Source organism: bacterium (genome assembly GCA_016873475.1).
Taxonomy (GTDB): domain Bacteria; phylum Krumholzibacteriota; class Krumholzibacteriia; order JACNKJ01; family JACNKJ01; genus VGXI01.
Genome location: VGXI01000084.1, coordinates 1 through 12,647 on the forward strand (window position 1 = coordinate 1; position 12,647 = coordinate 12,647).

A 12,647-nucleotide genomic window follows, 5' to 3' on the forward strand; every position below is an offset into this window, starting at 1 on the left:
CAGATCATCGACGGCGACGAGCGGCGGGTGAAATTCGAGTAGAGGGCGGGGCTGCTGAGGCCCTCCCGCTCGCGCCGCTTCACAGGCGCTCGCAGAAGGGCCTCAGCAGCCCCACGACCCGCGCGAGCTCCACCCGCCGCGCGCGCCGGGGCAAGCGCTGCGCGCGGTCCGCGCTGGATTTCTCGGGTAATTCGGTCTAGAATTGGGATGTCTCCGGCGCGGGAGGAGAAGATGCGCGCGCTTGCCCTTGCATGCTTGCTGGTTTCGGCCGCGGCGGGGGCGCTCCCCGCGGCGACGATTCGGGTCCCGGCCGACTGGCCGACCCTGCGGGCGGCCATCGACCAGGCGGTCACGGGCGACACGGTGCTCGTCGCTCCCGGGATCTACACCGGACCCGGCAATCGAGACCTCCTCATCGACGGGAAGGACATCGCGATCATCGGCGCGGGCGGCTCCGCACAGACCGTGCTCGATCTCTCCCTGCCATCCGGCTGGCGCCACGGCTTCACGCTTCGCGGCCAGACCCGCCAGATGCTGCTCCGCGGGTTCACGATCTGCCACGGTTACGGCGAATACGTCGTTTCCTCGGGTGGCATCAACATCGAGGATGCTTCGCCGACCCTCGAGGATCTCCAGATCATCGACTGCAACGTCAGCGAGAACTTTGGCCCCTCGGGAGCCGGCATCCGCTGTCTCAACTCCAGTCCCCTTCTGCGGGACATCCTCCTGCAGAACTGCGAAGGGTTTGCCGCAGTCCACCTCGAAGACGGTGCCCCAGAACTCGAAGACATGACGATCAGGAATTGCGATTCCAGGGGAATGAACTGCTGGAACAGCGGCGCCGCACTCACGCGCGTCAGTTTCATCGAGAACAGCGTCTACGGCTACCTCGGCGGCGCTCTGCTCGTCTCTGGTGCCGCCAGCCCGACCCTTCGCGATTGTCTCTTCCAAGACAACTATGCCTATCCGGAGATAATGGATATGGGCTACGGCGGTGCGATCGCCTGTGGTGGATGCTCGCCGGTGATCGAGCGAACTGTCTTCAGGGGCAACATGTGCGCCATGGGTGGTGCGATCTCGTTAGACGGTTGCGAGGGCGTCGTGCTGAGCACCATCCTGTTCGCAGACAACCACGCCGAGCGGGGCGCTGCGCTGTATCTCCGGAGTAGCAGCGTACTGGCCGACAACCTCACCTTCGCTGAGAATGGCGCCGACTGGGTATTCGGGATGCACGATCCCGATGCCCCCGCCGGGGCAATCTACGGCCAGAGCAGCAGCTCACTCTCGCTGAATGCCAGTATTGTCGCCTTAACAGCCCAGGGACCGGGCCTTCACATGGCGGCACCGGCAAGCGCCGACGTCGCCTGCTCGGACTTCTTCGCCAATGCTGGCGGGCATACGAGTGGCACGGTGGGCAATATCATCGGCCTGAATGGCAACATCAGCGTCGATCCGCTCTTCTGTGACGCCCCCGGCGGCGACTACACGCTCGACGCCGCGTCCCCCTGCCTGCCCGCGAACAACGACTGTCACGTGCAGATGGGCGCGTTCGGCTGGGGCTGCGGCACGACGGCCGCCGAGGAGACCGCGCCCGCCGCCTTCGCCTTCGCGCCGCCGCAGCCCAACCCCTTCAACCCGAAGGCCACGCTCCGCTTCGCGCTGCCGCGGGCGGCGGCGGTAGACCTCGTGATCTTCGACGTGAACGGCCGCCAGGTTCGCCGCCTGCTCGCAGGCGAGCAGCGACCGGCTGGCCATCACGCGCTGGACTGGAACGGCCGCGATGAGTCCGGCCGCGCGCTGCCCTCGGGCGTCTACTTCGCGCGCTTCGCCGCCGGCGGCTTCACGGCCGAGCGCAGGCTCGTCCTGCTCAGGTAGGAAAACGCACACTAGGGAGGCCGGGATGCACAAGCTGCTGGGAGCACTGCTGGTCGCGATGGCCAGCGAGGCGAACGCGGTCACTTACCACCTCGACGCCGCCGGCACCGGCGACTACCCCAGCATCGCCGCGGCGATCGCGGCGGCCAACCCCGGCGACAGCATCCTGCTCGCCGCCGGGCTCTACCTCGGGGCGGGCAACACGCAGCTCGACTACGGCGGCAAGGACATCGTCATCGCCGGCGCGGGGCCGGAGGTCACCATCCTCCCTTGCATGGACAGCGGGGTGCCGGTGCTGCGCTTCGAGAACGGCGAGACGCGCGCGGCAGTGCTGCGCGACCTCACCCTGCGCAACAACTACCACTACTACGCGCCCACGGGAGTGATCGTCGAGGATGCCTCGCCCAGCCTGATCAACCTGCACCTGGAGGGCTTCGGCGGCGGCAGCTTCTACTTCGGAGGCGGCGCGCTCTACGCCGACGGCTCCTCCCTGCTACTGCAGGACGCGGAGGTGCGGGACTGCTGGCACCGCGGCGGTCTTGCCCTTTACGGCGGGGCGCCCGTCCTCGAACGCGTGCTGGTGGAGAACTGCCACACGTCCAATCCCGAGTACGGCGCATCCGGCGGCGGCATCAGGGTGGGTGGCAACGCAACCTTGCGCGAGGTCACGGTGCGCGGCTGCTCTTGCTGGGAAGGCATCGGCGGCGGGGTGATCACCGGCGGCCCGACGGTCTTCGAGGACTGCCTCTTCGAGGGAAACGACTCCGGCTCCGAAATCGGCTACACGGAGCGAGGGGGCGGTGGGGTCGCCTGCAGTGGTGGCAGTCCCACGTTCAAGCGCTGTGTCTTCCGCGGGAACACGGCCCGCGATGGCGGCGGCGGGTTGGGCGTCTACAACGGTGCCGCGCCGCTCCTCGAGGATGTTTTGTTCACTGAGAATGCTTCGGACATCGGCGGCTCGATCGTGTTCGACAACGCAGCGGGGACCTTGCGCCGGGTGACCATCGTCGACAGCGGCTACATGGAAGACTGGGACGAGTATGATGGCCCTAGCGCCATCCACTGCATCGGCAGCTCCCCGACCATCGAGCAAGTGATCGTGGCCCTGAGCGACGAGGGCGTTGGGCTCTGGGCAGATGCCGCCAGCAGTCCGGCCCTGAGCTGTTCGGATCTCTTCGGCAACCCGGGGGGCAACTACGGCGGCACCTTGGCCGATCAGACCGGCCTCAACGGCAACATCAGCGTCGATCCGCTCTTCTGCGATGCCGCCGGCGGCGACTACACGCTCGACGCCGCGTCCCCCTGCCTGCCCGCGAACAACGACTGCCACCTGCAGATGGGCGCCTTCGGCTGGGGCTGCGGCACGACGGCCGCCGAGGAGACCGCACCCGCCGCCTTCGCCTTCGCGCCGCCGCAGCCCAACCCCTTCAACCCGAAGACCACGCTCCGCTTCGCGCTGCCGCGCGCCGCGGCGGTGGACCTCACGATCTTCGACGTGAGCGGCCGCCAGGTCCGGCGCCTGCTCGCGGGCGAGCGCCTGCCGGCGGGCCAGCACGCACTGGACTGGGACGGCCACGACGAGGGCGGCCGCGCGCTGCCCTCGGGCGTCTACTTCGCGCGCTTCGCGGCCGGCGGCTTCACGGCCGAGCGCAAGCTCGTCCTGTTGCGGTAGCGCCGCCCCGGTCGCGCGCGCCGGGCCCGCCCACTAACGGGCGGGCTGCGGTGATCCTCTGACGCGCACCTGTGAAGCGGTGCGCGGAGGAGGATCGCCGCAGCCCTGCTGTCGTTGGATTCGGCCCGGCGCGCGCTACTCGGTGACGCGGCGGATCACGTGCAGCTCGATGCGCCGGTTGGCGGCCCGACCCTCGGCGGTGTCGTTGCCGACCACGGGCACGGTGTCGCCGAAGCCCATCACGCCGAGCTTGTCCACCGGATAGCCCTGCAAGACGAAGTACTCGCGCACGGCGCGTGCGCGCTCGAGCGAGAGACGTCGGTTGAAGTCCGCTTCGCCGGTGCTGTCCGTGTGGCCCTGGATCTCCACGGCCTCCACCTGTGGCGTGTGGAGCAGGCGCTCGTAGATCGTCGTGAGGAGGGGTTTGCTCTCCGGGCCGATCTCGGCGCTCGCGATGTCGAAGTTGATGCCGCGCAGCACGGTCACCCGCGGCAGGGGCTCGACACCGACAGCGACAGCGACGCCGCTGTCCGCCGGCGCCTGCGCGCTCGCCATGGGCGCCGGTGGCGCGGGCGGCAAGGGCGGCGGCGAGGCGAGCGCGAAGTTCACGGAGAAGCGGTGGACGGGGTCGAAGTCGTCCTTCGGCGAGTAGGCGTAGTCGAAGCCCCAGCCGCCGATGCGCAGGCCGGCGCCGTAGCTGAAGCGATCGCTGTCGGGCGTGCCGTCGTCCAGCAAAGAGCGCACGTAGCCCACGCGCAGGGCGAGCAGCTCGCGGTATTCCCACTCCGTCCCCACGTGGAAGGCGTTGTAGTTGTCGCGCGGGATGACGAAGTCCAGACAGGCGAGCAGGCGGAAATCGCGCTCGACTGTCGCCGTGTGCGCGACGCCGAAGCGGTAGCGCAGGGGCGCCGGATCCTCGATCTCGCGGAAGCGCAGGGGCGGGCCGAAGCCCTGGATCGCGGCGCCGAGCCGGAAGCCGCGCAGGTCGGGACTGAGAATGCCGACATCCCCCATCATCCCCGCGGCGCGCTCCCAGCCGAGCGTCTTGTGGAAAGCCATGAAGCGCGCCCCCACGCTGATGCCGTGCGGGAAGCGGTGCCCGAGCGCGAGGCTGGCCTGGAAGTCGCGCGCGCCGAGGCGCTCGCCGGTGTAGGTGCCGTCCTCGAGCACCTCGTCGACGGTGCCCTCGTCGAAGTAGAGCAGGCCGAGGCCGAGCACGTTCTCGCCCGCCATCGGCAGCAGCGCGATCGCCTGGCTCAGGCTGGTGTCCAGCACCCAGTCGACGTGGCCGAGGTACAGATAGCGCGACTGGGCGAGCGCCGCGCCCGCCGGGTTGTACTCCAGGTTCGCGGCGCCCATGTCGACGGCCGTCACCGCGAAGCCGAGCGCGGCCGCGCGTGCGTCGAGGCCCACAGCGTGCACCACCGAATGGCTCGAGCCGACGTCGTCGTTCAACTCCGCGCCTTCGGCCTTGCGCTCGGACAGCCCGAGCAGGAAGAAGAAGAGCACGATGAAGAGCGCGAGAATGATCTTCTGACGGCGGTCGCTCATCGCCCCTCCTAGTGCACGACCATGATCTTGCGCCGCTCGACGCTCTCGCCCGCCGGCCGCGTGAAGCGCGCCACCGCGAGATAGACGCCGCTCGCCACGCGCCGCCCGGCCTCGTTGCTGAGGTCCCAGGTTACCGTGTGCATCTCCGAATCCGTGTAGATGCCCTCGCCGCGCAGGCGGCAGACCTGCTCGAGCGCCAGCGTGTAGATGTCGATCGCGACCTCCAGCCCGGGCTCGCTGCGGAAGCTGAACTGGCAGCTCGGGCTGCGGTCGGCGTAGACCGGATTCGGAATCACTTCGAGCGCGCCGCCGCCCGAGACGTTCACCGTCAGGTGGAGCTGCGCGAAGGGCACGCCGCCGGCGGCGCTCGCCGTGACGACGCCGCGGAAGGTGCCGGCGCTTGCGTTCTCGGGCAGGAGCACCGAGATCGTCACCAGGCTGTCCACCCCGTTGGCGAGCAAGTAGATGCGGTCGGGCTGGAAGCGCAGCCATTCGGCGGGCAGCCGCCGACCCGAGTCGCTGTAGAGGTCCGCCGCCTCGATGCGGATCGCCTCGATGTCCCCGCGACCGGGGCCGTCCGTCGGATCCGGATTCAGCAGGGCGCTCGTGTTGACGAGCTGCAGCGAGTCGCTGAGCAGGGTGCCGATCGTCACGTCGAGGGCGAGGCTGTCCGTGCTCCAATCCAGATCCTGCGCCGTGAAGGGCAGCAGCGGATCCTCGCCGCTGGCCACCTCGAGCCCGTCGCTGAGGCCGTCGCCGTCCGTGTCGAGCGCGAGCGGATCGACCTCGCCGCCGGCGCCCCAGTCGCTGAAGGCGTCCGTGGGGTCGTTGCCTTCGCGGCGGCCGTTCCGGTTGGCGTCCTCGAAGCCGTCGGCGAGGCCGTCGCCGTCCGTGTCGGCGAGCAGCGGGTCGGTCGTCGTCGTCGGATCGGCGTCGGCCGTGAAGTGGCCGGCCGCAGTGTCGCCGCCCTGCGGCGCCGTCAGGCCCAGCTCGAGGCCGTCGGCGAGGCCGTCCCCGTCGCTGTCGCGGCCGAGCAGATCGGTGCCGAGATCCCACTCGACGTCGTCGGTGACGCCGTCGTCGTCGCTGTCGTCGTCGTCGAGAAAGCTGCCGAGGATGGCCTCGAGCGCGTCGCCGAGGCCGTCGGCGTCCGTGTCGGGCAGCAGCGGGTGGCCGCCCAGCGGGGCTTCCTGGCCGTCGCCCAGGCCGTCGCCGTCGCTGTCCGGATCGAGCGCGTTGATCGCGCCGTCGCCATCGGTGTCGAGATTCCAGGAGGGCTCGTCGCCGTCGAGCAGGCCGTCGCCGTCACTGTCGGGATCGAGCGGTAGCAAGCCGGCGAGCAGTTCGACGCGGTCGTTCAGGCCGTCGCCGTCGGTGTCGGCAGCGGCGGGATTGGTGCCGCCCGCGACCTCGTCGCCGTCGGTGAGACCGTCGCCGTCCGAGTCGACCTGGAGCGGGTTCGTGCCCAGCTCGCCCTCGCGGCCGTCGGTGAGGCCGTCGCCGTCCGTGTCGGGATCGAGGGGATCGGTCTGATAGCCGTCCCAGCCGGCGCTGAGCTCCTCGCCGTCGCCGAGTCCGTCGCCGTCCGTGTCGCCGAGCCGGGGATCGGTGCCATAGATCTGGATCTCGCCCCAGTCGCTGACGCCGTCGGCGTCGGTGTCGCTCTGCAGCGGGTCCGTGCCGTAGGTGTAGAGCTCCGCGTAGTCCTCGATGCCGTCGCCGTCCGTGTCCTCGTCGGTGGGATTGGTGCCGTGCAGCAGCTCGGCGCCGTCGCTGAGGCCGTCGGTGTCGGTGTCTGCCGCGCGCGGATCGGTCTGGTAGCCGTCCTGGCCCGCCACGACTTCCTCGTAGTCGCTGAGGCCGTCGCTGTCGGTGTCGGGGCGCGTGGCATTGGTGCCGTAGCCGCCCTGCGCGAGCGGCCGCTCCTGGTAGTCGGTGAGCCCCTCGCCGTCCGTGTCCGCGCGCCAGGGATCGGTGATCAGGCCGTCGCTGCCGAAGGTGACCTCTTCGCCATCGTTGAGCCCCTCGGCGTCCGTGTCGTAGGCGGTCGGATTGGTGTGGTAGAGCTCCAGCTCCTCGAAATCGCTGAGGCCGTCGCCGTCCGTGTCGGCGAGGACCATGCTCGTGCCGAGCGCGATCTCCTCGCCGTCGCCGAGGCCGTCGGCGTCGCTGTCGGGGTCGAGGGCATTGATGAAGCCGTCGCCGTCGGTGTCGGCGCTCCAGGCCGTCTCGCTGCCGTCCTGCACGCCGTCGTCGTCGCTGTCGGCATCGAAGGGGTCGGTGCCGGCGGCGTTCTCGACGGCGTCTTCCAGGAGGTCGCCGTCGCTGTCGAGCTGGGCCGCGGCGAGGGCGGGCAGCGCGAGCAGGGCCAGCGCCAGCAGGGCGCGGACCAGCCAGCGGGCGAGGGCGGGGGCTCCGGTTGCGGTGCTTCTCATGCCGTGCTAGCTTCTCCTGATTCCGGCCGCCGCGCCGGACGCCTCCGCCCGCCGCGGCCAGCGTGGCCGCTCTGCCGGGTTTCGGCAGCTTCCCTCGGCGACTGAAGCGGGGAGAAGGGTCCCGTGGACTTCCCGAATCTCCTGATGGCCGCTCCGCTCCTCGACCGGCTTCAGGGACGCCGCCTGCAGCGCCTCACCTGGAACGGTCCCGTCGCGGCGCTGGTCTTCGAGGGTCCCCAGGTGCTCCTGCTCCACCTGCACCAGGGCGTGCAGGGGCTTCACCTGGACACGACGCTCCACGAGGAATTCGAGCATATCCGGTTCCAGGACCAGCGGCATGACTTCAGCTTCTTGCCGCCACACCTGGAGGGCGCCTGCTTCCTCGGCGGGGGCCCGATCCGGGGCCAGAGCCTCCTGCGCCTGGACTTCAGCACTGCAGGCAATTTCAAAGATTTCAACCATTTATGGCTGATGGTCGAGTTCTTCGGGGGCGGTCGCCTGCTGCTCTGCGACCCGGAGGGGCGGGTGATCCGGGCCAGCCGTAAGGGCGGGCCCGAGCACAAGCCCGGGGCCCACTACCCCCTGGCCGCGCTGCCCGTCGTCGGCCCCGGGCAAGAACTGCCGCTTGCCGAAGAGGGCTTCGCGGCCTGGCCGCCGGCCCTGCTCGAGCGCGTGCGCCAGGGCGGCGCGGCGCCCCTGGCGGAGGCGGAATGCCGGGGCCTGCGCGGCTTCAAGCCCGACTCGGTGCGCTACCTCGTCCTGAGCGAGGAGAGACCCGCGCGCGAAGAACCGGGCGCGCTCCTCGCCCGCCGCCTCGCCCGCTGGCTCGAGCGCGTGCGGCAGGGCCGCGAGCGCATCCACGTGCTGAGCTTCCCGGCAGGTGCCCGGCAGCCCTGCCGGCTCCTGCCTTTCGCCGTGCCCGGCCCCGCGAGCGCGGGCCTCGAGCAGGAGGCGCAGGACCTTTTCGCCTTCGCCGACTACCCGAGCGCGCTCAACTTCATGGGCCGCGGCTGCCTGGCCCGCCTGCAGATGACCGAGCTGGTCGGGGTTCTCCGCCAGGGGCTCGAGCAGCGCCTCGCGCGCAACCGCCGCCTGCTCGAGCGTCTGGAAGCCGACTGGGAGCGCGCCGCGGCCGCGGGCGACCTGCGCCAGCAAAACGACACTCTCGCGGCGCACTTGCACGAACTGCGCCGCGGCCTGGACGCGGTGGAGCTGGAGGACGTGCACGGCAGCGGCCGCCGCCTCAGGATTCCGCTCGACCCCGCGCGCAGCCCGCAGGACAACCTCGGCCGGCTCTACCAGCGCGCGGCCAAGGGCGAGCGCGGCCTGCAGACCGTGGAGCTGCGCCTGGAGGAAGTGCGTCGCCGCGTCGTCGAGGACGAGGAGATGCTCCGCGAGCGGCTGCCTACCCTCGCCCGTTGCCGCTGCCGCGATCTCGGCGAGATCGACGCCCTGCGCCAGGAGCTGCTGCGCCTGGGTCACGCCGCCTCGCTCTTCGACCTGCGCCGGCCTGGCCCCGGCGCGCGCCCCGAGCCCGCGGCGCGGGCCTTCCGGCGCTACGCGCTCGCCGGCGGCTGGGAGGTGCTGGTCGGCCGCAACAACCGGGAGAACGACGAGCTGACGCACCGCGAGGCCGAAGGCCGCGATCTCTGGTTCCACGCCTCGGGCGCGGCGGGCAGCCATGTCATCCTGCGCACGGGCGGGCACCACGGCGCGCCGCCCAAGGCCGTTCTCGAGGCGACGGCGGCCATCGCCGCCTTCCACAGCAAGGCGCGGCACAGCGGCACAGTGCCCGTGATCTACACGGAGAAACGCTACGTGCGCAAGCCGCGCAAGGGCGAGCCGGGCCTGGCGCTCTGCACGCGGGAGCGCACGCTCTTCGTGAGCCCCGGCCTGCCCGAGCCGGCCGCGGGGGCCTGAGGCCGCGGCGCGAGCGCTCGGGGCTGGACGGGCGCGCGGGATCCCCACTATCATCGGCGCCAGCGAAAGGACGGTGGCCATGGCGGCGACGAGCAGGACGGCGATGATCCTCGGCGGCAGCTTCCTGGTCAGCGAGCATCCGCTGGCGCAGGTCTTCACGCCCGAGGAGTTCAGCGCAGACGAGCGGATGATCGGCGAGCTGGTGGAGAAGTTCGTCCAGGGTTCGATCCTGCCGCGCATGGCAGAGCTGGAGTCGATGGCCGCAGGCGTCATGCCCGCCCTGCTCAAGGAGGCCGGCGCGCTCGGATTGCTCGCGCTCGACATCCCCGAGACCTACGGCGGCATGGCCTGCCCCAAGCGCGTCGGCATGCTGGTCGCCGAGAAGCTGGCGGCGAGCGGCTCCTTCCAGGTCGCGCACGGCGCGCACACGGGGATCGGCGCGCTGCCGATCGTCTACTTCGGCTCGCCCGCGCAGAAGGAGAAGTACCTGCCGCGCCTGGCGACGGGTGAGCTGCTCGCCGCCTACGCGCTCACCGAGTCGGGCAGCGGTTCGGACGCGATGAACGCGCGGACGAAAGCGGTGCTCAGCGCCGACGGCAGCCACTACATCCTCAACGGCGAGAAGATGTGGATCAGCAACGCGGGCTTCGCCGACGTCTTCGTCGTCTTCGCGCAGGTGCCCGCCGAGGCCCCGGGCGGGCGCGATCGCTTCTCGGCCTTCATCGTCGAGCAGGGCACGCCGGGTTTCCACACGGGGAACGAAGAGAAGAAGATGGGCATCAAGGGCTCCTCGACGCGCACGCTCGTCTTCGAGGATGCCCGCGTGCCGGCCGCCAACGTGCTCGGCCGCATCGGCCGCGCGGCGGCGATCGCGATCAACATCCTCAACGTCGGCCGCTTCAAGCTGGGCGCGGGCGCCATCGGCGGCGCCGAGCTGGCCCTGATCGAAGCGGTGCGCTACGGCAACGGCCGCCACCAGTTCGGCCGTCCGATCACCGAGTTCGGCCTCATCAAGCACAAGCTCGGCGAGATGGCCGCGCGCCTCTACGCCGCGCAGAGCATGGTCTACCGGACGGCGGGCTACATCGACCAGAACATCGCCGGGCTCGACAAGGCGGCGCCCGATTTCGACGCGCAGATGATCGAGTTCGGCATTCGCGAGTACATGACCGAGTGCTCGATGGTGAAGGTCTACGGCTCAGAGGTGCTCGACTACTGCACCGACGAGTGCGTGCAGATCCACGGCGGCTACGGCTTCTCGCAGGAATACCCGGCCGAGCGCTACTATCGCGACGCGCGCATCAACCGCATCTTCGAGGGCACGAACGAGATCAACCGCCTGATCATCGCCGGCGACATGCTCAAGCGGGCCGCCAAGCACCAGCTGCCGATCTACGAGCACGCGCGGGCGATCGCGGCCGAGCTGGCAAGCGGCGCGCCCGCGGCCGCTCCGGCGGCGGGCGAGCTCGAACCCGAGCGACAGGCGGTGGCGCAGGCCAAGCGCGCCACGCTGCTCGCCCTCGGCGCCGTCGCCGAGGTGCTCGGCGAGCACATCAAGGACCCGATGGAACACGAGGAAGTGCTGGCCTTCCTCTCGGACATGGTGACCGAGACCTACGCGATCGAGTCGAGCCTCCTGCGCACGCGGAAGATCGAGGCGCAAGGCAACGCGGCCGCCACGGCCTTCGCCGCGGATCTCACGCGCCTGGCTTGCGGCGGCGGGCTTGCGCGCATCGCGGCGAGCGGCGAGGAAGCCCTGGCCGCGGTCTACGCGGGCGAAGCGCTTGCCGCACGACTCGCCCTGCATCGGCGCGCGGTCGCGCACACGCCGATCGATGCGGTAGCGCTGCGGCGCCGCGTGGCCGACGTGCTGATCGCCCCCGAGCGCTGGCCGCTGGCGGGCGGGGCCGGAAAATTCGCGGTCGGGGTTTGACGCCTCGCGAAACCGGGCTATACTCCCCTCGCAGCCAACCAAGGCAGGCCAAGTGTTCGGGAGGGGGCGGTCCCCTCCCTTGGCGGGGAAGCCCAGCGCGAACGGGTCCCCGGGAAGGCAAAGAGGCCGGCGCCGAGGTTCCCAAGGACGGAGCAGCGCCGACGGAACAGAGCCTCGCGAGTGCGAGGCGCGCCGCCTCGAACCAGGGTCCGCCTTCCCTCCCACAGGTTCCCTGCGGCCTTCCCCGCCTATCTTTTTTGTCACCAGTGTCCAGGGCGAATGGCCGCCCGGATGTAGGGGATGGAGGTGTTGGGATGCTGCGGGGGCTCTGCGGTCTCGCCCTGGCACTGGCTCTCCTCCTGCTCGCCAGTTCCCCCTGTGCTGCCGAAGCCATCTGGGTTGAGCTCGGCGAGGATGGCCTCGTCGACGTCTGGCACATCGACGTCGAGTACAACTGCTGCTGGCTGATCGCCGCCGACACGCAGACGGCGGGCGGCGTCGTCGACCTCTTCGAACTCCGCGGGCCGGGCAGCGAGGACTGCATCTGCATGTGCGAGTTCGATCTGCACTTCAGCTTTGCGGCGCCCCCGCCCGGCGAGTACCTGCTGCGCGTCTGGTACGCCGTCTACCCGGGCGAGGAGCCGCCCCTGGCGGCCGAGCTGCCGCTGGTGATTCCCGCGGCGGGCGCGGGGCCGGTCCTGGTCGACCAGAGCCCCTGCGGCGGCTGGGCGACGGGCGTTCCGGATCCGCCGCGCTGGCTGGAGAATCCCTCCTTCAGCGCGATCCGCGCGCACTACTAGAAGACAGCGGAGCGGAAGGGCGGCGCGCCCCCCAGCGCGGGTGGCGCGCCGCGGCGCTCAGGCGCGGAAGTCCAGCAGGTTGAGTCCGGTCACCGGATCCGGATGCCGCTGCATCTCGCCGGGATAGACCGCGAGGTCGATCTCGCAGGTGACGCCCACGACGGCCTCGAAGACGTGGCCCCCCACCACCTGGCAGTCGGCGTCCGAGAAGAGCCCGTGCGCGTGGACGAAGGGCTTGCCGGCGAGAGTGCTCACGTTGCCCGTGAGGGCGACGATCTCGTACTCGCCCGCAAAGCGGCGGCGACGGTACTCCCGGGTCGCCATGGTGAAGAGACCCAGCTCGGGCGAGTCCACGGCGCCGATGCCGGTGAGCGCGCCGCAGCGGACCTCCTTTTCGGCCAGGAAGCGCGTGAGGGTGGCGAGGATCTCCTCGCCGCGATCAATGCGGACGAGGTAGCGCC

The 12,647-nt window shown here is 70.6% G+C and carries 7 protein-coding genes; 5 read left to right on the forward strand and 2 right to left on the reverse strand.

Annotated elements, in window-relative coordinates:
• The first annotated feature begins 207 nt into the window (after window positions 1-207).
• Both FJ251_08420 and FJ251_08425 read left to right on the forward strand, forming a co-directional pair.
• Entirely contained in the window at window positions 208-1,875 is a 1,668-nt protein-coding gene (locus FJ251_08420; GenBank protein ID MBM4117753.1) for a hypothetical protein, read from the forward strand.
• Window positions 1,781-3,547, forward strand: coding sequence for a T9SS type A sorting domain-containing protein (locus tag FJ251_08425; protein MBM4117754.1), 1,767 nt, complete (start codon window positions 1,781-1,783; stop codon window positions 3,545-3,547). The genes FJ251_08420 and FJ251_08425 overlap by 95 nt, the downstream gene beginning before the upstream one ends.
• Before the next feature lie 135 nt (window positions 3,548-3,682).
• Here FJ251_08425 and FJ251_08430 read toward each other — a convergent pair whose 3' ends face one another.
• Entirely contained in the window at window positions 3,683-5,590 is a 1,908-nt protein-coding gene (locus FJ251_08430) for an OmpA family protein (protein MBM4117755.1), read from the reverse strand.
• Between the two features lie 2,066 nt (window positions 5,591-7,656).
• Here FJ251_08430 and FJ251_08435 point away from each other — a divergent pair.
• The 3 genes from FJ251_08435 to FJ251_08445 all read left to right on the forward strand — a co-directional run bounded on the left by FJ251_08435 (window position 7,657) and on the right by FJ251_08445 (window position 12,186).
• Entirely contained in the window at window positions 7,657-9,453 is a 1,797-nt protein-coding gene (locus tag FJ251_08435) for a DUF814 domain-containing protein (protein ID MBM4117756.1), read from the forward strand.
• Between the two features lie 79 nt (window positions 9,454-9,532).
• Window positions 9,533-11,386 carry an acyl-CoA dehydrogenase gene (locus FJ251_08440; protein MBM4117757.1) on the forward strand — a complete coding sequence of 618 codons (1,854 nt, stop codon included), beginning with the start codon at window positions 9,533-9,535 and terminating at the stop codon, window positions 11,384-11,386.
• A gap of 314 nt (window positions 11,387-11,700) precedes the next feature.
• Complete coding sequence (locus tag FJ251_08445; protein ID MBM4117758.1) at window positions 11,701-12,186, forward strand: hypothetical protein; 486 nt, start codon at window positions 11,701-11,703, stop codon at window positions 12,184-12,186.
• A gap of 57 nt (window positions 12,187-12,243) precedes the next feature.
• Here FJ251_08445 and FJ251_08450 read toward each other — a convergent pair.
• Window positions 12,244-12,647 (reverse strand): DNA-binding protein (locus FJ251_08450; GenBank protein MBM4117759.1); only part of this gene is annotated, 404 nt, incomplete at its 5' end.

Bases quoted from the DNA above. Each gene is read 5' to 3' on its own strand.
- FJ251_08420 (MBM4117753.1), top strand. From the start codon at position 208: ATGTCTCCGGCGCGGGAGGAGAAGATGCGCGCGCTTGCCCTTGCATGC.
- FJ251_08425 (MBM4117754.1), top strand. From the start codon at position 1,781: ATGAGTCCGGCCGCGCGCTGCCCTCGGGCGTCTACTTCGCGCGCTTCG.
- FJ251_08430 (MBM4117755.1), bottom strand. From the start codon at position 5,590: ATGGCTGCGCTTCCAGCCCGACCGCATCTACTTGCTCGCCAACGGGGT.
- FJ251_08440 (MBM4117757.1), top strand. From the start codon at position 9,533: ATGGCGGCGACGAGCAGGACGGCGATGATCCTCGGCGGCAGCTTCCTG.
- FJ251_08445 (MBM4117758.1), top strand. From the start codon at position 11,701: ATGCTGCGGGGGCTCTGCGGTCTCGCCCTGGCACTGGCTCTCCTCCTG.